The organism is Nonomuraea sp. NPDC049684, assembly GCF_044465345.1.
Lineage (GTDB): Bacteria > Actinomycetota > Actinomycetes > Streptosporangiales > Streptosporangiaceae > Nonomuraea.
Window position 1 is genome coordinate 728950 of sequence record NZ_JBITLO010000001.1, and the last position, 21520, is coordinate 750469.

The following is a 21520-nucleotide window of genomic DNA, read 5'->3' on the forward strand; positions in this document are numbered from 1 at the left end:
ACTCGTGTGTCAATAGCTGAGACGAATTCGTGAAGGAGCAGTGGTGCGCCGACCGACGATCACCGACATCGCCGAGCGGGTCGGGGTTTCCAAGGGCGCGGTGTCCTTCGCGCTCAACGGCCGCCCCGGGGTCGGAGAGGCCACCCGCGCGCGAATCCTGCAGGTCGCCAAAGAGATGAACTGGCGTCCGCACAGCGCCGCCCGCGCCCTGGGCGGGGCCCGCGCGGAGGCGGTGGGCCTGGTCATCGCCCGGCCCGCCAGCGCCCTCGGCGTGGAGCCGTTCTTCGCCCAGTTACTGTCCGGCCTGCAGTCGGGGCTGTCGGCCCAGGCCGTCGCGCTCCAACTGCTCATCGTGGAGGACGCCGAGGCCGAGATGGAGATCTACCGCGAGTGGACCTCCGCCCACCGGGTCGACGGCTTCGTCATGGTGGACCTCATGGTCCGCGACCCGCGCATCGCCGTGCTGGAGGAGCTGGGCGTGCCCGCCGTCGTCCTGGGCGGGCCGGGCAGACACGGGTCGCTGTCGAGCGTCTGGGCCGACGACCGGGAGGCCATGCTGTCGATCGTGGACTACCTGGCCGCGCTCGGCCACCGCAGGATCGCGCACGTGGCGGGCCTGCCGGCGTTCCGGCACACCCAGCGGCGCGCCCGCGCGCTGCGTGACCGGGCGGGGCGGCTGGCCCTGGAGGAGGCGGTGTCGGTGCACACCGACTTCAGCGACTCCGAGGGCGCCGCCGCGACGCGCGCGCTGCTGTCGCGGCCCCGCCGGCCCACGGCCATCGTCTACGACAGCGACGTGATGGCCCTGGCCGGGCTGGGGGTGGCCGGCGAGATGGGGGTGAAGGTGCCCGACGACCTGTCCATCGTGGCCTTCGACGACTCGGTGCTCACGCGGATCACCCACCCCGCGATCACCGCGCTCTCCCGCGACACCTTCGCCTTCGGCAAGCGGCTGGCCGAGGTGATGCTGGAGGTCATCGCCGACCCCGGACAGCGCAAGGACGTCAAGACCGAGACCCCCCGGCTGACCGTCCGCGAGAGCACGGCGGCGCCGGGGACTTGGCAGGGCGACTAAATCGCTTTAGGCTCCGCCGGGAGATCGTACGACCCCCGGAGGACGCGTGCCCCTGCTCGACCCCATCCGCCACGGCGCCAACTACGTGCCCTCCGCCGGCTGGTTCCACAGCTGGCTCGACCTGTCGCTCGACGCGGTCCGCCGCGACTTCGAGGACCTGGCCTCGATCGGCCTGGACCACGTGCGCGTGTTCCCGATCTGGCCGTGGATCCAGCCCAACCCGGGGCTGGTCCGGCAGCGCGGCGTGGCGGACCTGCTGGCCGTGATCGACGTCGCGGCCGAGTTCGGCCTGTCCGTCGCCGTGGACCTGCTCCAGGGGCACCTGTCCAGCTTCGACTTCCTGCCGTCCTGGGTGCTCACCTGGCACCGGCGCAGCCTGTTCACCGACCGCGGCGCGCGCGACGCCGTCGCCGCCTACGCCGACCGGCTCACCCGCGCCGTCGCCACGCGCGGCAACGTGTTCGCCGTCACGCTCGGCAACGAGGTCAACAACCTCTACCCCAGCAACGCCACCACCCCCGAGGCGTCCACGGCGTGGGCCGCCGAGCTGATCGACGTCGTGCGCGCGGCCGCGCCCGGCCTGCTCGCCCTCCACTCCCTGTACGACGCCACCTGGTACGACCCGGAGCACCCGTTCCTGCCCGCCGACAACGTGGACCTGGGCGACCTGACCACCGTGCACTCCTGGGTGTTCAACGGCGTCTCCGCCATCGACGGCCCGCTCGGCCCGGCCACCGTCTCGCACGCCGACTACCTGGTCGAGCTGGCCGCGGCCACCTCGCTCGACCCGGCCAGGCCCGTCTGGCTGCAGGAGATCGGGGTGCCCAGGCCCGACGTGCCCGAGGCCCGGACGGCCGAGTTCGTCCGCCGCACGCTCGACGCGGTGACCGCCAACCCCGCGCTGTGGGGCGTCACCTGGTGGTGCTCCCACGACCTGGACCGTTCCCTCTCCGACTTCCCCGAGCGGGAGTACGAGCTGGGCCTGTTCACCGTGGACCACCGTCCCAAGCCGGCGGCCAAGGAGCTCGCCGCGATCATCGACGAGCGCCGCGGCCGTGCCGAGGCGCCGCGTCCGGCCCTGCGGTGCGACGTGGACCTGCGGACCGAGCCCGGACGCCGGGCCGAGGTCGCGCCGGGCAGCGCCTTCCACGCCGCGTGGGTCCGGCTGCGGCAGGCCGGGCCCGTGGCCATCGTGGCCGGCGACCGCGCCGACGACCCCGGCCACCTCGCCGCCCGGGGGATCGGCACCGTCCTCACTCCGGAGTGACGCCAGGCCGACCATGTGATCACCGACTCAGAGAGGACACCCGTGTCAGTCACCATCGTCTCCGTGGAGTCCACGGACCTGTTCGCGGGCGCCGAGCACGCCCCGCGCCAGGTGCTGCGCGTGACGCTCGACGGCCCGCCCGCCCGGGTCGCCGTCACCGGCCCGGGCGTGTCCGGGGAGGCGGAGGGCTCGGGCCAGGTCGAGGTCCCGCTGGAGATCGCCGACCCGGTCCCGGGGGCCGAGCTGCCGGTCGTGGTGACGGCGGGCGGCGCGCGGGCCGAGGCCGTGGTGGTCGTGGCCGAGCCCGGCTGGACGATGTTCCTGGTCTCCCACTTCCACTACGACCCGGTGTGGTGGAACACGCAGGCGGCCTACACCTCGCCGTGGGAGCTGCTGTCCGGGGACGCCACCACCCGCCCGCTGTGGGAGCGCAACGGGTTCGCCCTGGTGGAGGCGCACCTGGACCTGGCGCTGCGCGACCCGGTCTACAAGTTCGTGCTGGCCGAGATCGACTATCTCAAGCCGTACTTCGACGTCCATCCCGAGCGCCGGGCCGACCTGCGGCTGCTGATGGAGCGCGGGCAGGTCGAGCTGGTCGGGGGGACGTACAACGAGCCCAACACCAACCTGACCGGCGCCGAGGTCACGATCAGGAACATCGTGTACGGCATCGGCTACCAGCGCGACATCCTCGGCGGGGATCCGGCGACGGCGTGGCAGCTCGACGCGTTCGGGCACGACCCGCAGTTCCCCGGATACCTGGCCGCGGCGGGGCTGACCGGCAGCGCGTGGGCGCGCGGGCCGTTCCACCAGTGGGGGCCGATCCAGAAGAACTTCGGCGCGGCCAAGGACGACGCCCGGGTGATGCAGTTCCCGAGCGAGTTCGAGTGGATCGCCCCGTCGGGGCTCGGCGTGCTGACGCACTTCATGCCGCACCACTACTCGGCCGGCTGGTGGATGGACTCCGCCGCCGACCTGGCGAGCGCCGAGCAGGCCGTGTACGAGCTGTACCGCAAGCTCAAGCCGGTCGGGGCGACGCGGAACCTGCTGCTGCCCGTGGGCACCGACTACACCCCGCCCAACAAGTGGGTCACCGAGATCCACCGCTCCTGGAACGCCCGCTACGTCTGGCCGCGCTTCGTCTGCGGCACCCCGCGCGACTTCCTCGACGCGGTCCGGGCCGAGCTGGCGGCCACCGGACGCCGTCCCAGCCCGCAGACCCGCGACATGAACCCGGTCTACACCGGCAAGGACGTCTCCTACATCGACACCAAGCAGGCGCAGCGGGCGGGCGAGGTGGCCGCCGTGGACGCGGAGAAGCTGGCCACCCTCGCCGCGCTCGAAGGGCTCGGGACCTACCCCGAGGCGGCGCTGGACAAGGTGTGGCGGCAGCTCGCCTACGGGGCGCACCACGACGCGATCACCGGCAGCGAGTCCGACCAGGTCTACCTGGACCTGCTGTCCGGCTGGCGCGAGGCGTACGACCTGGCCGGCGCGGTGCGCGACGTCTCGCTCGCCTCGCTCGTCGCCCGCGTGGACACCGGCGGCGAAGGCGTCGCGGTGGTCGTGGCGAACACGCTGTCGTTCGACCGGTCGGCGCCGGTGGCCGTACGGCTGCCGGCCGGGATCGACGGCGGACGGGTGCTCGACGATGCCGGCGCGGACGTGCCGTGCGTCGTGGACCGCGGGACCCTGCGTTTCCTGGCCGAGGACGTGCCCGCCACCGGGTGGCGCACCTGGCGCCTCCTCCCGGGACCGTCCCGGCCCGGCGCGTCCGGATGGACGCCCGCGCCCGGCGTCACCGTCGAGAACGCCCGCTACCGCGTCACCGCCGACCCCGGCCGCGGCGGCTGCCTGTCGGCCGTCCTGGACAAGAAGGCGGGGCGCGAGCTGCTCCGGCCCGGCTGCGTCGGCAACGAGCTGCGCGTCTACGAGGAGTACCCCGCCCATCCCGACTTCGGCGAGGGCCCCTGGCACCTGGTGCCCAAGGGCCCGGTCGTCGGCGCTGCGGAGGGCGCGGCCCAGGTGCGGCGCGAGACCTGCCCGCTCGGCGAGCGCCTGTTGATCACCGGAACGGTGGACGGCATCGGCTACGAGCAGACCGTCACGCTCTGGGACGGCGTGGACCACGTGGACCTGACCACCCGCGTCCTGGACTACCGGGGCGCGGACCGGCTGCTGCGGCTGAGCTTCCCGGCCGACCTGCCCGGCGCGCTGCCGGTGAGCGAGGTGGCCGGTGCCGTGGTGGGGCGCGGGTTCGCCCTGCCCGACGTGGACGCCGCCGAGGCGCCGTGGACCCTCGACAACCCCGCCAACACCTGGTTCGGCCTGGGCTCCACCGCCCGCGTCACGCTCACCGGCCCCGGCGGCCGGCCGCTGGGCGAGCGGGCGCTCGGCGTGGCCGAGGTGGTCGTCCCCGGCCCGGACGGCCACTCTCCGGACGAGCAGGCGCTCGGCGCGGCACAGGCGATCGTCCCCGGCCGGGACGACGGCGCTGAGGTGCGCGAGCTGCTGGTCGCCCTGGTCAGGGCCGGGGTCACCGCGACCACGGCCGGTGCGGACTGGTCCCGGTACGGCTGGCTCGACGTCGACTCCAACCTCCCCGACTTCCGCATCATGATCGGCGGCCCGCGGGAGAACGACGCGGTGCGCGAGCTGCTGGACCGCGCCGGCCCGGCCTATGCCGAGGTCCTGGAGCGGGACGGGCGCGTCTGGGTGCCCGCCGCCCGGCCGCTGCGCGAGGTCTGGCGGCCCAACGCCGACCTGCGCGACCTGCGGGCGCTGCCCGCCCTGATCACCACCGACCCCGCCGCGCTGGCCGCCGACCTCGCCGACGCCCGCGTGAGCTCCGCCTGTCCCGGCGAGGTCCCGGAGTCCGAGCTGCTCACCGGCCACACCGTCGCGCTGCTCACCTACGGCCTGCCGGGCTTCGCCGTCGATCCGGCCGGCACGTTGCACCTGTCGCTGATGCGCTCGTGCACCGGGTGGCCGTCCGGGGTGTGGATCGACCCGCCCCGCCGTACGCTGCCCGACGGGGCCGGCTTCCAGCTCATGCACTGGACCCACGAGTTCCGTTACGCGCTGGTCTCCGGCGAGGGCGACTGGCGCGCGCTGACGCTGCCCGCCCGGGGGCAGGAGTTCAACCATCCGCTGTACGCCGTGCTCGCCGAGCCGCACGAGGGGCCGCTGCCGCCGACCCGGTCGTACCTGAAGGTCGAGCCGGCCCGGGAGGTGCTGGTCGGCACCGTCAAACCGGCCGGGAACCCGACCGCGCACGGGTCGGCCGCCGCGGCGGACCCGGCTTCGGGGGTGACCGTGCGCCTGATGGAGTCCACCGGGCTCGGCCGCGACGCCGTCCTTTCCGGTGCGCTCGCCCTCACCGAGACGCACCGCGCCGACCTGCTCGAACGGCGGCTCGGCCCCGTCCATGGCGCCGTCGCCCTGGACGGGGCCGAGGTCGCCACCGTGATCGCCGTCCCGGGCCTGCCGGCGGTGCCCGGCCCGCCCACCGAGCCCGGCCCGCCCACCGAGGCCGCCCTCCCGCTGCGTGAGGCGGCCCGCGGTGGTGCGGTGCTGGGGCCCGCGGCCGAGGTGGCGCAGCCGGTGCATGCGCGGTACTGGCTGCACAACCGGGGGCCGGCGCCGATGGGCTACCTGCCGGTGAGCGTCACGGCGTCGCCGGGCCTGGTGCGGACCGAGGGCGAGCCCGCCGACCTGTCGGTGGTGCTCTCCTCGCACCTGCTCGACGCCGACGTGGAAGGAGCCGTGGAGATCCTCGTCCCCGAGGGCTGGACGGCCGGTCTGACGCGGCGCCCGTACCGGCTGGTGGCGGGCGGGCACGTACGGTTCCCTGTGACCGTGACCCCGCCCCGTGGCGTCGAGCCCGGCCTGTACTTCGTCGCCGCCCGGATCCAGCACGACGGCCAGACCGTCGAGGACGTGGTCACCATCGCCGTCGGCGACCTGTCCGACGGCTTGTCCGGCGAGCTGCCCGGCGTGCTGCCCGTGCCCGGTGACGTCCCCGAGGACTGGGTGGCCGCGCAGGGCAGCAAGGACCGTCCCGGCCGCGACACCGGCCTGTCGGTGGGCGTGACGACGCCGTCGGTGCGCGTCGCTCCCGGCGGGCGTGCCGTGCTGGGGCTGGCGTTGCACAATCGCACGAACGGTGAGATCCGGGGCGAGTTGCAGGTCGTCTCGCCCTGGGGCACGTGGGACCTGATCGCCGCCCCGGTGCGCGGGTTCGTCCTGGCGGCCGGTGAGAGCACGGTCGCCGAGTTCGAGGTGTCCGCACCCCGCGACGCCGCCCCGGGCTCCGCGTGGGCACTGGGCAAGGTCATGTGGTTCGGCCGCTGCCAGTACGCCCCGACCGTCGAACTGCTGGTGACCCCATGACCCCCACTCCCCACCCCACCCCTCCCTCCTCCCACCCCGAACCCCCCGCCCCCACCCCCCAGACGAACCACCCCACCTCCGCCCACCCTCCTCACGTCGGCCATCCGACCTCCGCCCATGCGCCCGTCACCGGCGAGCCGGTCGCGCCTGGTGTGGGGCCGGTGCTCGGGTGGCTCGACGGCCGCCCGCTCCCCCGCTCCGAGCTGGACCGACGGCTCGCAGCCCTGCGGGACGGACCGAGGTCATCGGCGCTTCCGGCACCGGGCACGGCCGAGGACCGGCAGCTCACGCGCTGGGTGGCCCAGGTGGTGCTGACCGAGCAACTGTGCGCCGCCGAGGCCACAGCCCGCGGACTCCCCCTGGAGCAGCCCCCACCACCCCGCCCCGACCAACCCACCACCGACGCCATGGGGGCACGGCCCGACCAGCCCCCCACCGACGTCATCGCGGTACGGCTCGACCAGCGGGCGGCTGTCGAGCTGGGTTCGATCGCGGCGGCGGCCTACGAGGGCAGCGCCGCCGTCCGGGCCGTCTACGAGGCCGTCACCGCCGACGTCACCGTCTCCGCGTCGGAGGCGTCCGCGTACCGGGAGGCCACCGCCCGACCGCCCACCGGACCGGCATGGCGGCTACGCACCCCGGACGGCGAGTTCGACGCCGACCCCGCTTCGCTGCCCGTCGCCCTGGCCGAAGCCCTGGCCGCCGCCGTACCGGGCCAGACGGTGACGGCCGGCCCTTGGACCGCCACCCTCGTCACCTGCCACGCCCCCGTCCCGGCGAACCGAGATGCGCCCGCCGACGGCCTCCTCGACTCCGCGCGCAGAGTGGCGTTCGTACGCTGGCTCGACCACGCCCGCGCCCACCGCCTGCGCCTGGTGCCGGGCCTCGAACACCCCGGCGACCCCGCACAACCCGACAACCACCACCGCCACTGATCCCGCCATCGCCCCAGCCGGACCCGTCCAAGCCCTTCGCGCTCGACCGGGCGACGGCACTGTCCGACGCGGCCGGGCGCCCCTGTGGCGCTCCCGCTCGCCGCCCGCACCGAGGACGTCAGCCCGATGCGCCCGAGCGCCGGGCGCTCCGGCGCGCTTCGAGGGCGTCCAGGATCAGGTCGAGGCCGTAGCCGAACTCGCTGGTGTGGTCGTAGTCCTTGCGCAGGGCGTGGTCGCGGATCATCTCGGTGAGGTACGGCAGCTCCTCCTCCGGCAACTGCCGGAGGAGGTCGCCGGCCACGTCCTCGACGTCGTCCGGCGTCGTCATCGGCAGGTTCGTCTCCTGCAGGACGAACCCGTAGACGTAGCTGTCGATCAGCGACACGGCGTGCGCGGCCAGCGCCAGCGTGAACCCCGCCTCCCGCAGGACGCCCAGGACGGCGTCGTGGTGGCGTAGCGTCGCCGGCCCCGGGTCGCGGCGGGAGTCCATGAGCCCGAGGGCCCAGCTGTGCTGCGACAGGACCGCGCGCGCGGAGACGGCTCGCGTACGGATGGCATCGCGCCAGTCGTCGCCCTCGGCGCCCGGCAGCTTGATCGCCGCGAACACCATGTCGACCACGCCGTCGAGAATCGCGCCCTTGTTCGGCACGTGGTGGTACAGCGACATCGCCTCCACGCCCAGTTCCTGCGCCACCCGGCGCATCGTGATCGCCTCCGCGCCGCCGCGATCAGCGACCCGGATCGCGGCTTCCAGGACGAGGGCTCTGCTGAGCGGTTGCGGCGGCATGACGGCTCCGGGGTGTGGACGGGTTGACAGCCTTACAAGCGTAAGCCAGCCTTACACCTGTAAGTGGCCTTACTGGTGTAAGGCTCCCCTGATGCACTTGGTCCGTGTCGAGAGAAAGAGATTTCCATGCCGATGCCGAAATGGTGGGGGCGCGTCAACAAGAAGGTGTTCAACCCCCGCGCGATAGCCGGCGGCAAATGGCCGGTGCTGATTCACGTCGGCCGCGTTTCCGGCGCCACGTACCGCACGCCGCTCGACGCCCATCCCGTCGACGGCGGTTACCTGTTCGTCCTGGTGTACGGATCGCGTTCGGACTGGGTGCAGAACGTCCTGGCGGCCAGAAGTGCGCGCCTCCGGGCCGACGGAAGGGAGGTGGAACTCACCGCCCCGCGCCTTGTCGGCAAGGACGAGGCGTTCCAGGCCCTTCCCGACAAGGTGGCGCGCCCGCCGAAGGTGCTCCGCATCACCGAATTCCTGCGCATGGACCTGCGCACACGCTGACCACCACGACATTTTCGGGACCACAATCGTGCACACCAACAGGCGGGCAACCGCAATCGCCGGCGCCCTCGTCATCCTGGGTATGATCGCCGGCGCGCTGAGCGTCGTTCCCGCCGTCGACGAACCACGCCGTCTCGCGCTCATTTCCGCACACGAGGGCCAGGTCATCCTCGGCGCAGTCGCTCAGACGGTCATGATCCCGGCCTATGTCGGGTTCGCACTGTACCTGTATCCGATTTTACGGGCGGAGAACGAAGCACTCAGTCTGGGTTTTCTCGGGTTCAGACTGATCGCGGCGACGTTCCACTTCATCGGCGTCATCCTCCTGCCCTTGTTTCTCGTGCTGGGCCAGGAACTCACCCAAGCCGACGCCGCGGCAGCATCCAGCATCGAGGTCGTCGGCGAATTACTGCGGACGGCTCGCGACCTGGTCAATCACGTCGCATTGATCGTCGCGCTGAGCCTTGGAGACCTGCTGCTGTTCCGCATTCTGTGGCGGTCGAGATCTGTCCCACGATGGTTGTCCGGGTGGGGATTTGTGGCGATCGCAGCAGCCGTGTCCGCGAGTCTCCTGGTGCTGTTCGGCGTGGTCGACGTCGTCACGCCGCTCTACCTGGCCATGAATGCGCCCCTGGCCCTGCAGAGCTTCGTCTTCGCCGTGTGGTTGATGACCAGGGGCTTCGTCACGAAGATCCGTGACGCCTGAGGTTCGTCAGGTAGGAGAGGGCCTTGGCGAAGGCGGCGTCGTGGTCGCCGTTCAGTTCCTCGTCGCTGAGGACGCCGGGAACGGACAGGTGCGGCGGGATGCCGGTGACGTCGAAGGAGGTCCCGTCGCGGGTCAGGAAACGTTCGTTGGGCAGTGCGAAACTCCACCCGTTCGGCAGCTTCCGCCACAGAAAGTCGGAGAAGGCTCCCTGGGTGTTCTCCCCGATCCGCTCGGGCCGGGGCGTCCGTCCCGTCATGGCCTGGGTGAAGGTCTCGCCCGCGCTGATGGTCAGGCTGCTGGTGAGCAGGGCGATCGGGCCGGTGTACACCGGGGCGGTCGCCGGCCGTACGCGCACCTGCCGGGGGCGGGTGAACCCGGGCGGATCGCCGGGGGTGTTGCGGGCCTGCTTGGCGTACGCCTGGTACGGCCTGCCGGTGAGCCTGGCGGCGAGCCGCAGGCCGAGCGCGTCGTAGCCGCCCAGATTGACGCGCACATCGAGGACGAGACCGCGCAGCCGGCCGGGCCCCGAGGTGCGGGACTCGGTGAAGATCTCGTCGAGCGCCCGGTCCAGCTCGGCCGCGTTGGGCTCGTAGCCGCCGTCGGCGTAGCCGTCGAACGCGCCCAGCCGCAGGTAGCCCAGGCCGTCCGGGAGGTCGGCGTACCCGATCACGCCTCGTCCCCACTGTTGCAGGGGTTTGCGGGTGTCGTTCTTCTCGACGAACTTCTGGACGCGTTCGTTGAAGGCGATGAAGGCCGGCACCCCGTCCAGTTGCCTGGTGCCCGGACGCAACGGTCTGGCGAACTGCCTGCCGCCCGCGATGAGCGCGGTGTGCGCGTCGCCGAGCTCCTTGAGGACGTCGCGCAGGACGGCGAAGAGCTCCTCGTCCCCGCTGCTCGGGCCGATCCTGGACCGGTACCGGTCCCGTACGGCTCGCCAGTCGACGCCCTTGGTGGCGAAGAACGGGTAGTTCTCGGCGAAGGTCGTCCAGAAGACGTCGAACACCTGCACCGGGTCAGCGGGCGTCGGGGTGGCGCAGGCCCGGGGCAGGCGGGGCAGCCTCCGCAGGTCGATGGCGCCGACGCTGCCCGCATACCGTAGCCGCGCCCGGCCGGGCCCCCGCGTCTCGACGACGATCCGCCGCCCGCCTTCCCGGGCCGTGAAGGACGCCGAGTCCCGGGTCCGCGCCGTCTGTTCCGCCGAGAGCACTCCGCGCAGGCAGCTGATCGCCGTCGTGTCGTAGGTGGTGAGCCGCCCCTGGCCGATGCCGAAGACGGTGCCGTGACCGTCGGCCCGCCAGAGGCCGTCCAGCGGCTGCCGTCCGGCGGCGGCGTCCGCGGGCGTTACCGCCCCTGGCCCTACTGCCGTCACTGACCCCTGCCGTCGCCGTCGCCGTCACTGCCCCCTGCTGCCGTCGCCGCTGTAGCGCGGCTTTTACGTTGCTGCTGTTAGCGACGAGAACATGCTGTCCGTGGTCCTGTGCCTGCGGGCGCGGAGCCTCGGTCTGGGCCGCAGCGCCGCCTGGCTCATCGTCACCGAGGGCAGCAGGGGCGTCTCTCCTCCGTCACCGCTCGCAACGTGGCGCAGGCGTACGTCGGCGGTTGGGCCGAGATGGCGAGCAGTCGTACCTGTCCGTCTGCCACGCCTGCACCTCGTATCAGTGTTTTCGGTGGTCACTGGGATGCGTCGGGTTTTCGGTGGGGGCGATGCGCGCGCACCTGGCCTGCGGATGCTTCGTCGAACCGATTCGTACCCGTGCCGACCGCGTTCTCCCGTGAAGGAATTCGGCCTGGGGCGGTAAGTACGGGTGACCGCATACGCCAGGAAAGGTCGGTATGCATGACAATCCCTCGCGAAGCAGTCGAGGTCGACGACGCGCTCCTCATCGAGAGGTCGCTGAACGAACCCGAGATCTTCGCCACGTTGTTCGACCGGCACGCGCCGCTCCTCCACCGCTACGTGGCCAGACGGTTGGGCCCCAGCGAAGCGGAGGACGTCGTGGCCGACACCTTTCTGGCCGCCTTCCAGCACCGCGGCGGTTACGACAGGAATCGCCCCGACGCCCGACCGTGGCTGTACGGCATCGCCTCCAACCTGATCGGCCGGCGGCGGCGTACCGAGATGAGCCTCTACCGCGCCTACGTGCGCAGCGGCGTACACCCCGCGGAGCTGTCCGGCTCCCGGGTCGAGGACGGGGTCAACACCCTGGCCGTCAACCGCCCGCTGGCGCTGGCCCTGATGGAGCTCGCACCGGCCGATCGGGACGTGCTGCTGCTCGTCGCCTGGGCCGAACTGAGCTACCAGGAGGTGGCCGACGCGCTGGCCATCCCGCCGGGAACCGTCGCCTCGCGACTCAACCGGGCCCGTCTTCGGATCCGGCAAGCCCTGAGTGAACAAGGAGAACGCCGATGGACGCCCTGAAGGCCATGTGGCAGACCGTTCCCCCCGCCACCCCGGCCGAACTCGCCGGCGCGCGGCAGCGGCTGCTCCGCAGGATGCACCCGCGGCGACGCGTCGTCACCGGCCCTCGGCTGCTGGTCGCGGCCGGGGTCGCGGCGGCACTCACCGTCACGCCGTTGATCGTCGCAACCGGGCCCGCCGCCCACGCGGTGACCAGGGGCCCGGACGGCACGGTCGAGGTCACCGTCAACGAGCTGCGCGATCCCGCCGGTCTTGAGGCCAAGCTCGACGCGGTGGGCATCAAGGCCGACGTGACCTTCCTGGCCCCGGCCACGCGGTGCGCGGGCCCGCGATTCACCGGCGCGGACCGCGCCTACGGCGGGGAACCCGCTTCGAACGCGAGCGAGCTGCGTTCGCTGGTGGAAGGGTCGCGATCGTACAGGGCCACCCGGGTGAAGTCGGTCCGGACGATCGAGATCTTCCCGCAGTACATCAAGCCGGACGAGACGCTCGTGGTGGAGTTCCGCGACAACAGGGACCCGCAGATGCCCTGGCGACTCGGCGCGTGGCTGGCCCAGGCGGGCACCCCCGTGAAGCCGTGCACGCCCGTCCCGGGCGCCCAATAGAGGCCGCCACGGGCCGGCTCACCACCGCTCTGCCCACCGTTCTCATCATCCCGGCCGGTGGCCGGCGGCAAGCGGGGCGGACGGCAGCTCACGGAGGTGGATGGCGGCGTGCCAGTACGCCGGGTTCCCGGGCACGGTCCACGCCCTCTGCACCACCGCTCCGAGCCCGGACGCGTCCCAGGACCCCGAGCCGTACCGGCTCAGGTCCGCCAGGATGGCGTCGTGCACCGCCCCGAACCGGTGCAGGAGCAGCGACGCGGGGAGGCGCCGGCCCGCTTCCACGCCGCCGAGGTTCAGCGCCCGCCCGACGGCGGGGTCCTCCCAGCGTGGATCGAGGCTCCAGTGCGACCGGCCGGCGGCGGCTTCGGTCAGCACGGCCAGGTTGATCTCGTCCCACATCAGGACGTGCGCGATGAGGTCGTGCAGGGACCGGCAGAAGTCGCCGAGCGGCCCGGAATCCACCAGGTGGTCGGCGTCGAGCTGCTGCTCGCTGAGTCCGGTGACGCGAGCGAGGAGGAGGTCCCGATCGGCGTTCAGGCGGCCGATCGCCTCTTCCGGGGACAGGATCGTCACGGTGGTTCTCCCTCGATGAAGTGGTTGGGAGGACTTCAGCACCACCGCGACCGTCCGGCCAGCGGGCTGACGGATGCGATCAATCGTGCTCAGCGCACCAGCAGCGACAGCACGTCCTTGCCGAGCTCCTCCAGGACGCCGGCGGCGAGCCGGTACCGCACGAACCGTCCCTGGCGGGCCGTGGTGGCCAGTCCCGCCGCGGCCAGGGCGCGCAGGTGCCGGTTCACCTGGGTCGGGTCCACGTTCCACAACATGGCGATCTCGCCGGCCGTCCGCGGTTCGGTGGCGATCGCGCGGGCGACCTCCAGGCGGCCCTGGTGGGCGAGGGCCTCCAGCCGTCGCCGCACCACGGCGGCGGAGGGCACGGGGAGGCCCGCGTCGACCGGGTGCAGGACAAGGAGCGGCCGGCCGGGAACGTCGGCCACGTACAGGTGGGGACGGATGAAGGTGCTGGGCGCGACGACCAGCCCGCGCCGGGACACGTCATGACGGGCGGCCTGGATCTTGGCGATGCGCACGGCCACCCCGGCCGGGGCGAGCTCGACGGCGGGGTCGAGGGCGGCGAGGGCGGGGCCGGGCCCTTGCCGGGACGCCAGGTCGGCGAAGCGCCGCGCCCGCCCGGCCAGCGCCGGCCGGATCCGGGTCCACTCGGCCTCGAACCACTCCTGCCGGCTGCGACGCAGGAACGACAGGAAGTCCGCGACCGCCTCCCGCGGACGCCTGACCAGCGCTTCGACGCGGGCCGCCACCGCCGGATCCCGGGCGCGCGACCACCGGAGCGCGACCTGCCGGTCGCCCGAGGGCGCGATCGGCCGCAGCAGCTGGCCCGCCAGCTCCCGGGCGGGCATGGCGTCCAGTTGTGCGAGCCGGTCGTCGAAGCTGTCCGCCGGGGGTGCGGGGGTGACGAACGGCGTGGCCCTGATGGCCTGCGCCGTCCACCACCACGATCGTGTCCAGGCCGCCAGGCCGGGGCTCATCGCCGTGAGGATCTTCGCCGCCCAGTCGTCCAGGCCGTGGTGACGGGGGTCGCGCAGGACATGCAGCGCCGAGCCGAACTCGGTCATCGCCGACACCGCCGGCAGCAGGGTCCCCGCCTGCATGCACCGGTCGAGGCCGGTGATCACTGTGGGCATGGCACCGATCCCATCATCCCCGCGCGGTGGACGGTCACCGGGCCGAGCGGAACGCCGTGGCCCCGCAGGCACCGGCGGCGCGGGATCCGCTCGCGGGCAGCGCCGCGCTGACGGTGACGCCGCCGCCGGGGACCGCGTTCGCCGACAGCCCGCCGCCCAGCGCCGCGAAACCGGCACGCCGGACGCGCAGGCGATCGGCGAGCCGTTCCGGCAGCAGGCCGGCGCCGTCGCCGCTGACCGTCAGGCGCAGCCCGCGCGCGTTCGCGGTGAGCGCGACGCCCACGGACCGCACCGAGCCGTCCTCCGCCAGGCCGTCCAGCACGTCGAGGATCGTGGCACGGACGAGCTCCGCGACGCCGCCGGGCAGGGGCCTGGCGGGCAGCGCCCAGACCTCCACGACGATGCCGGTCGAGCCGGACCAGCGTTCCAGCTCGTCGTGGGGATCTCACAGGGCCGCAGGGACGAGTCCGTCCAGAGGCATGGTCGCCATCTCAGGCCCTGCGGAGGCCGGCGAACTGCAGGCCGGTGAAACCGGCCACCGCCACCGCCTGGACGATCACGTAGGCGACGCCCAGCCCGGTCAGCGGGAACCACCCGGCGATCAGCGTCTCGGCGCTGGCCGCCACCCATGCCACGTTGACCGCCATCACCGCGATCACCGCCGCCCTGCTCACCACCGGACGGGCGGCGAGGCGGAGAAGGCTCGCGGCGTAGGCCACCAGGAACACGCCGGCCGGCACGAGCAGGGCGGCGGGCAGGCCGAACATCGAGCCGGAGATCGCGGCGACGGCCAGGAAGAGGAGCCCGTTGGCGCCCGACCCGATCGCGTCCTGCCTGAGCGCGAAACGCAGCAACTTGGAGCCGGCGGCGGCGGTGGGCGCGGCGGCGAGGGCTGCCATGATCAGATCCTTTCGTCGGTGCGGGATGCCGTCATCCCTGCTGCCGTCGAAGCTACGCAGGCCGGTGGCGCGCCGAATCTGTCATCGTGACGGTAGCGCCAGGTCACGGCCATTGCTCACCACCACCACCCGGAAGGGGCAAATGTCCGTTCCGCTAGATTTTCGGCCATGTTGTATGGGCGGGCTGCGGAGCAGGCGCAGGTGGACCGGCTGCTGGCGGACGCCCGGTCCGGGCGCAGCGGGGTGCTGGTGGTGCGCGGGCAGCCGGGCATCGGGAAGTCCGCCCTGCTCGGCCACCTGACCGAGCGCGCCGCGGGCGTGCGGGTGCTGCACGGGGTCGGCATCGAGTCCGAGGCGGAGCTGCCGTACGCCGCCCTGCACCTGCTCCTGCGCTCCGAGCTCGACCGGATCGGCGCGCTGCCCGAACCGCAGGCGGGGGCGCTGCGAGGCGCGCTGGGGCTGGGCGCGGCGGCTCCGGCGAACCGGTTCCTCGTCGGGCTCGCCCTGCTCAGCCTGCTCGCCGAGATCGCGGACGACGGGCCGCTGCTCTGCCTGGTCGACGACGCCCAGTGGTTCGATCGGGCTTCGGCCGACGCCCTGACGTTCGTGGCGCGGCGGCTGGACGCGGAAGGCGTCGCGCTGGTGTTCGCGGGCCGGGAGGAGTTCGACCCGCAGGGGCTGCCCGAGTTGTGGCTGGACGGCGTCGACCGCGAGGCCGCCGTCGCGCTGCTGGCCGAGTCGGCCGGGGACCTGGCGCCGAAGGTGCGTGACCGCGTCCTGGCCGAGGCGGGCGGCAATCCGCTCGCGCTCCTCGAACTGCCGTCCGCGTTCACCGCGGAGCAGCAGGCCGGGCAGCCGAACCCGTTCACCGCGATCCCGGTCGCCGGCCGGGTGCAGGAGGCGTTCCAGCAGCAGATCAGGGCGCTGCCCGGCACGGCGCGGACGCTGCTCGCCGTGCTCGCCGCCGACGACACTGGCGACCTCGGCATCGTGCTGCGCGCCGCGCGGTCCTTCTCCGCCCGGCTGGCGGACCTGGAGACGGCCGAGCAGGCCAAGCTGGTCACGGTGAACGGGGCCACGGTGACCTTCAGGCACCCGCTCATCAGGGCCGCCGCCTACCGGAGCGCGCCGTTGACGTCGCGGCTGGCCGTGCATCGCGCGCTCGCCGAGGCGCTCGACGGCGGCGAGCACGCCGACCGCCGGGCCTGGCATCTGGCCGCGGCGGCGACCACGCCCGACGAGGACGTGGCGGCCGAGCTGGAGTCGGCCGCCGAGCGGGCGCGCACGCGGTCGGGCTATGCGGCCATGGCCGCGGCCTACGAACGGGCCGCCGAGCTCACCCCCGGCACCGCCGGGCGGTCGGCCCGGCTGGCCGCCGCGGCCGTGGCGGCCAGCGACGCGGGACAACTCGCCCGCGCGGGCGCGCTGGCCGGCCGGGCCAGCGAGGAGATCAGGAACCCGCTGGCCCTCGCCCACCTGACCCAGGTGCGCGCCCATCGGGAGTTCGAGCAGGGCAGCCCCGCCACGGCCGGCGAGCTGATCATCGCCGGCGCGGAGCGGGTCGCCCCGCTCGACGCCGAACGGGCGGCCTACCTGCTCGTGGAGGCGATGCGCTGCGCGTGGTACGCCGGTGACCCGGGCCTGGCCGCGCGGGCGGCGAAGCTGCTCAGGGCGCTGCCCGAGGTGGGGTCTCCGCTGGTGAGCGGCGCGCTCGGGCTGTCCGCACTGGCCAACGGCGAGCTGTCGGAGGCCGTCCCGCTCATGCGGGGGCTGGTGCTGGCTCCCGATCTGTCCGGGCTTCAGGTGCCTGGCCTGACCTTCATGGCCGGGCTGTGCGCGCCGATCGGGCGCTACGGCCTGGCCGAGTCCGTCGCGGCGCGCGTCGAGGCCGAGTGCAGGGCGCACGACATGGGGGGCTGGCTGACCGTCGCGGTGGAGATCCGGATGGAGGCGCAGATGCTGCTCGGCAGGTATCGCGAGGCGGCGTCCCGGCTGGAGGAGAGCCTCGCGGTGGTCGGCGACCTGGGGCAGCGGAACGGAGCCGTCGTGCTCGCCGCGCTGCTCGCGGTGACGCGCGGCGAACTGGGCGACGAGCCCGGTTGCCGGGCGGCGGCCACGGCCGCGCTGGAACAGGCCAGAGCGTGCGGGCTCCGCACGGCCGAGGCGGTGGCGGTGGCCGGGCTCGGGCGGCTGGAGCTCGCGCTCGGCCGTCCGGAGGCGTCGCTGCGGATCCTGGAGAAGATCTTGCCCACCGATGCGCCGGTGTCCGTCTTCTCCGCTCCCGACCGGATCGAGGCCGCGGTCAGGGCCAAGGAGCCCGAGCTGGCGGGCGAGCCGCTGGCGTCCTACCTGGAATGGGCGGCCGGCGTCGGCGTGCCGTCCGCCGATGCGGTGGCGCTGCGCTGCCGCGCCCTCGTCGAGGACGACGAGGACCTGTACGAGCAGGCCGTCCGGGCGCACGAGCAGGGCGAGCAGCCGCACGAGCAGGCCCGCACGCGGCTGCTCTACGGCGAGCGGCTGCGGCGGGCGCGCCGGCGCGCCGCCGCCCGCGCCCAGTTGCGCGCCGCGCTGGAGACCTTCGACCGGCTCGGCATGGCGCTCTGGGCCGAGCGGGCCCGCGCGGAGCTGCGCGCCACCGGCGACGTGCCCGCCGCGCCGCGCCGGCCGGATGACCCGCTCAGCGTCCTCACGGCGCAGGAGAGGCAGGTGGTACGGCTGGCCGCCACGGGCGCGTCCAACCGCGACATCGCGGCCCGGCTGTACCTCAGCCCGCGCACCGTCGGCTACCACCTCTACAAGGCTTTCCCGAAGCTGGGCATCTCCTCGCGGGCGGAGCTGGCCGGGATCGTCGCCTGAGCTCTGAGGTACGATCACCTGGGTGAATATCCGAATCCCTATGGCTTCGGGTCTCATATCGCTATTGGACATCCCGCTGCCGCCTCTGGTCTTCTGGTCGCGCTCAGGAAGATCGAGATCGGGGAGTCGGGATGAGACACGTTCGTCATGGCGGGCTGCGTACCAGGCTGGGCGCCTCCGTGCTCGCGGCCTGCACGGCGATGGCGGCCGTCGCGGGACCGGCGGGGGCCGACGCCGCGCGGCCGGAGAGCGGCCAGGCCGCCGTCAGGAAGGAACTGCGCGCGCTGGAGACCTCCTACCAGGGACGGATCGGGGCCTACGCGATCGACACCGGCACCGGGAAGACCCTCTCCTACCGGGGCGGCGAACGGTTCGCCGGCGCCTCCACCTTCAAGGCCGTCCTGTGCGGCGCCATCCTGGACCAGGCCCGGACGAGCGACCCCGGCCTGCTGGACCGCACACTGCGCTGGACGGCCAAGGACGTGGTCGTGAACTCGCCGATCAGCGGACGTCCGGAGAACGTCAGGAACGGCATGACGGTGGACCGCCTGTGCCACGCGGCCGTCACCGCCAGCGACAACACCGCGGCGAACGTGCTCCTCAAGCAGATCGGCGGCCCCGCGGGGCTGACCCGCTACTACCGCTCGCTCGGCGACCCGGCCGGGCGCCTGGACCGCTGGGAGCCGGAGCTCAACGACTGGAAGCCGGGCGAGAAGCGCGACACCGTCAAGCCCGCGTTCATGGCCCGCAACCTGCGCAAGCTCAGCCTGGGCGACGCGCTCGTCCCGGAGGACCGGCAGCGGCTGAACGGCTGGCTGCGGGCCAGCGTCACCGGCGCCGAGCGCATCCGTGCCGGGGTTCCGCGGGACTGGGTCGTCGGCGACAAGACCGGGGGCGGCGCCGGCGCGTACGCGCCGGGCAACGACATCGCCGTCGCCTGGCCGCCCTCCGGCGCGCCGGTGATCATCGCGATCTTCACCCATCGCACCGACCCGGCCGCGACCATGGACAACAGCGTGATCGCCAAGGCGGCCGCCGTGCTGGTCCGCGGGCTCGGCCTGGCCGGGTAGCGGCGTCACGGCGGCGGGGCCGCGCCGGGCCCGGGCTCATGAGCGGCAGGTCCGGGCGGCACGGGCCTTCAGGAGCTGCGCCGCAGCTCCAGGAGACCTTCGGCGATCCTGCCGACGCCCTCGGCGATCACGTGCTCGTCGGCGGTGAGGCTGATCCGGAAGCACCGCCTGGCGTGGGAGGCGGCCGTGGCGTCCGGCGTCGGGTTCGCGAAGAAGTGGCGGCCGGGGACGACGAAGACCTTCTTGGTCTTCATCAGCCGGTACAGGGCCATGTCGTCGAACCAGTCGTGATCGATCCAGAGCCAGCAGAACATGCCGCCCTCCCCGGCGTGCAGCCGCCAGGTGACGGACTCGGGCAGGAGGTCGGCCAGCAGGCGTTCGGCGTACAGGCGGCGGGCCCGGTAGAACGGGTTGATCACCGTGGCGGCGAGCCGGTCCAGCAGCCCCGAGGACAGCGCCCTGGCCGCCACCCGCTGCATGAGCTGCGGCGCGTGCAGGACGGAGTTGGCCATGAACGACACCATCGCGCGGACGTACCGGGCCGGCCCGATCGCGAATCCCACGCGTTCGGCGGGCATGCCCGCCTTGGACAGGGTGAAGCAGTTGATCAGGTGGTCGTCCCACTGCGGGCCCACCCGGGAGGCGGCGACGCGCGGGAAGGGGGCGCCGTAGGCGTGGTCGACGATCAGCGGCACGTCACGGCGGCGGGCCACGTCGAGCAACCGGGAGAGCTCGTCGCCGTCGATGCTGCGGCCGGTCGGGTTGCTGGGGCTGGACAGCAGGAGCATGCCGATCTCGGGGCAGCGTTCCAACGCCTCGAAGTCGAAGGCGTAACGGAAGGACCGCTCGCCGGTCAGCTCGATCTCGGGGGCGATGCCGGTGACGCCGTCGGGGTCCGTGGACAGGCCCAGGTAGCCGGGGTAGTCGGGGGTCATGGGCAGGACCACGCGCTGGAACGAGCCGTCGGCGGTCTGGCCGGAGAACAGCGCGGTGGCGATGAAGAAGAGCATCTGGCTGCCCGGTCCCACCACGACGTTGTCGGCCGTGATGCCCCAGCCGTAGCGGGCGTTGAAGGCGGTGACGATCTCCTCGACCAGGGTGGGCATGCCGCGTGAGGGCCCGTAGCGGCTGCTGGTCGCGGCGAAGTCCTCGGCCACGACGGTTGCGGTCAGGTCCCGCCAGGCGTCGATGACCTCTTTGATCTGGGCGGGGTTGCCGATGCTCAGGTTCAGCCAGTCGGACGCGCCCGAGGCGGTGGAGGTCGCGACGTCCTCCATGATGCTGCGCAGGCCCGACATGTCAGACATCTTCTGGCCGCTCCGCGATAACTTCATTCTTGCGTGTCCCTTCTGGGATCTGGCCCGCCGCCGGCGCACACCCGCGGTTCGTAGTGATCAAGCGAGTCCACCGCATTAGTCGTCGCCGCACAAGACGGTGCCGCACAAGACGGTGCCGCCGCACAAGACGGTGACGGCGCGCGCCGGCACGGGCCGCCCGCGCCGCCTGGTGGGGCGCACGAAGGTCCAGGTCGCGGGGCCGAGAGCCGCGCCTCCGAGAAGGGATCGCCGGGATCAGGACCGCGGCTCCTGCGGGCCGGCGGCCGCGGCGGCCCAGTACTGGCCGATGCTCTCCTCCATCAGGCGGGCGGCGAACACGGCGTCGTCCGCGCTCTCCCCCCGCCGCAGACCGTGCTCGGCCACCGCCAGCGCCTGCCGTTCGAGCTCGTCGGACTGCCCGCCGCCGTAGTAGACGACGAACTCCTCCGGCACGTCGAGCCCGGTCTTGGGCAGGCGGGCGAGCATATCGTCGCTGTCGGGAAAGTAGCGGACCATGTCCCAGTACAGCGCGAGCGCGGCGTCGGCCTGGGTGCCGAGGAGGCTGAGCCAGCCCCACGTCCCGGCGACCTGATAGGCGGCGGGGTCGGCAGGCCAGTGGCGCAGGCGTTCCTCGTCGAGGTCCAGGGCGGCCATCACCCTGCGCAGCTTGGGCCGGGCCCGGTGGATCAGGCCGAGCATGTCGTGGAAGAACTCGACCGCGAGCGGGTGGGGATCGCGGGCGATCAGCGTGGCGAACGCCGCGATCTCGGCCTGGTGGCACTTGTGGGTCACGCCCACGAGCTGCCTGACGTGGTCCATCGTGAGCGTCCCGTCGTCCATGCGTTCGAGGAACCGGTTGCATACGGGGTTGTCGTCCCGCATCTGCCGCAGCCGTCGTACGGCCTGGCCGGCCAGGGGGGTGGGCTCGAAGTCGGTGTACATGATTCTCCCGTCGTCGATGGGGACGTGCGTCCGCCTCCCCCTCT

At 73.1% G+C, this 21520-nt stretch carries 18 protein-coding genes; 10 read left to right on the forward strand and 8 right to left on the reverse strand.

Going from position 1 to position 21520, the window contains the following annotated elements:
• Positions 1-43: 43 nt before the first annotated feature.
• From ACIBST_RS03270 to ACIBST_RS03285, 4 genes are read left to right on the forward strand one after another with little or no spacing between them, the layout of a single operon-like run.
• The gene (locus tag ACIBST_RS03270) at positions 44-1075 is read left to right on the forward strand and encodes a LacI family DNA-binding transcriptional regulator (protein WP_397168647.1); all 1032 of its coding nucleotides are present in this window, start codon (positions 44-46) and stop codon (positions 1073-1075) included.
• Positions 1076-1121: 46 nt separating this feature from the next.
• A complete protein-coding gene (locus ACIBST_RS03275; RefSeq protein WP_397168648.1) occupies positions 1122-2342 on the forward strand; it encodes a glycosyl hydrolase in 1221 nt (406 codons plus the stop codon).
• Between the two features lie 42 nt (positions 2343-2384).
• A complete protein-coding gene (locus ACIBST_RS03280) occupies positions 2385-6734 on the forward strand; it encodes an NEW3 domain-containing protein (RefSeq protein WP_397168650.1) in 4350 nt (1449 codons plus the stop codon).
• Positions 6731-7669: a hypothetical protein gene (locus tag ACIBST_RS03285; protein ID WP_397168651.1), complete on the forward strand. Its 939-nt coding sequence runs from the start codon at positions 6731-6733 to the stop codon at positions 7667-7669. Before ACIBST_RS03280 ends, ACIBST_RS03285 begins: the two co-directional genes overlap by 4 nt.
• A 118-nt stretch (positions 7670-7787) precedes the next feature.
• On the opposite strand, the gene ACIBST_RS03290 is transcribed toward ACIBST_RS03285, so the two are convergent.
• The gene (locus ACIBST_RS03290; protein WP_397168653.1) at positions 7788-8456 is read right to left on the reverse strand and encodes a TetR/AcrR family transcriptional regulator; all 669 of its coding nucleotides are present in this window, start codon (positions 8454-8456) and stop codon (positions 7788-7790) included.
• A 126-nt stretch (positions 8457-8582) separates the two neighbouring features.
• Here ACIBST_RS03290 and ACIBST_RS03295 point away from each other — a divergent pair, with 126 nt between their 5' ends.
• Entirely contained in the window at positions 8583-8957 is a 375-nt protein-coding gene (locus ACIBST_RS03295) for a nitroreductase family deazaflavin-dependent oxidoreductase (protein ID WP_397168655.1), read from the forward strand.
• 28 nt (positions 8958-8985) lie between these two features.
• Complete coding sequence (locus tag ACIBST_RS03300) at positions 8986-9663, forward strand: DUF4386 domain-containing protein (protein WP_397168656.1); 678 nt, start codon at positions 8986-8988, stop codon at positions 9661-9663.
• Here ACIBST_RS03300 and ACIBST_RS03305 read toward each other — a convergent pair.
• Positions 9641-11032 (reverse strand): S41 family peptidase, encoded by a 1392-nt coding sequence (locus tag ACIBST_RS03305; protein ID WP_397168657.1) that lies wholly within the window; start codon positions 11030-11032, stop codon positions 9641-9643. The genes ACIBST_RS03300 and ACIBST_RS03305 overlap by 23 nt on opposite strands.
• A gap of 468 nt (positions 11033-11500) precedes the next feature.
• Between ACIBST_RS03305 and ACIBST_RS03310 the strand changes: the two genes are divergently transcribed.
• Both ACIBST_RS03310 and ACIBST_RS03315 read left to right on the forward strand, forming a co-directional pair.
• Complete coding sequence (locus ACIBST_RS03310) at positions 11501-12082, forward strand: RNA polymerase sigma factor (RefSeq protein WP_397168659.1); 582 nt, start codon at positions 11501-11503, stop codon at positions 12080-12082.
• Complete coding sequence (locus tag ACIBST_RS03315) at positions 12070-12687, forward strand: hypothetical protein (RefSeq protein WP_397168661.1); 618 nt, start codon at positions 12070-12072, stop codon at positions 12685-12687. Before ACIBST_RS03310 ends, ACIBST_RS03315 begins: the two co-directional genes overlap by 13 nt.
• A gap of 45 nt (positions 12688-12732) precedes the next feature.
• Here the strand turns inward: ACIBST_RS03315 and ACIBST_RS03320 are convergent, their stop codons facing one another.
• From ACIBST_RS03320 to ACIBST_RS03335, 4 genes are all read right to left on the reverse strand, one after another.
• Positions 12733-13260 (reverse strand): hypothetical protein, encoded by a 528-nt coding sequence (locus ACIBST_RS03320; protein WP_397168663.1) that lies wholly within the window; start codon positions 13258-13260, stop codon positions 12733-12735.
• An 89-nt stretch (positions 13261-13349) separates the two neighbouring features.
• Positions 13350-14393: a DUF5937 family protein gene (locus ACIBST_RS03325; RefSeq protein WP_397168665.1), complete on the reverse strand. Its 1044-nt coding sequence runs from the start codon at positions 14391-14393 to the stop codon at positions 13350-13352.
• Positions 14394-14427: 34 nt separating this feature from the next.
• Positions 14428-14790, reverse strand: a complete 363-nt coding sequence (locus tag ACIBST_RS03330) for a hypothetical protein (RefSeq protein ID WP_397168667.1) — start codon at positions 14788-14790, stop codon at positions 14428-14430.
• A 94-nt stretch (positions 14791-14884) separates the two neighbouring features.
• Positions 14885-15292, reverse strand: coding sequence for a hypothetical protein (locus ACIBST_RS03335; protein ID WP_397168668.1), 408 nt, complete (start codon positions 15290-15292; stop codon positions 14885-14887).
• A gap of 168 nt (positions 15293-15460) precedes the next feature.
• Here ACIBST_RS03335 and ACIBST_RS03340 point away from each other — a divergent pair, with 168 nt between their 5' ends.
• Positions 15461-18148 (forward strand): ATP-binding protein, encoded by a 2688-nt coding sequence (locus ACIBST_RS03340; protein ID WP_397168669.1) that lies wholly within the window; start codon positions 15461-15463, stop codon positions 18146-18148.
• Between the two features lie 131 nt (positions 18149-18279).
• Positions 18280-19218: a class A beta-lactamase gene (gene bla / locus ACIBST_RS03345; RefSeq protein ID WP_397168670.1), complete on the forward strand. Its 939-nt coding sequence runs from the start codon at positions 18280-18282 to the stop codon at positions 19216-19218.
• A gap of 68 nt (positions 19219-19286) precedes the next feature.
• On the opposite strand, the gene ACIBST_RS03350 is transcribed toward bla, so the two are convergent.
• Complete coding sequence (locus tag ACIBST_RS03350; protein WP_397168671.1) at positions 19287-20552, reverse strand: valine--pyruvate transaminase; 1266 nt, start codon at positions 20550-20552, stop codon at positions 19287-19289.
• Between the two features lie 237 nt (positions 20553-20789).
• Positions 20790-21476, reverse strand: coding sequence for a hypothetical protein (locus ACIBST_RS03355; protein WP_397168672.1), 687 nt, complete (start codon positions 21474-21476; stop codon positions 20790-20792).
• Positions 21477-21520: the final 44 nt, after the last annotated feature.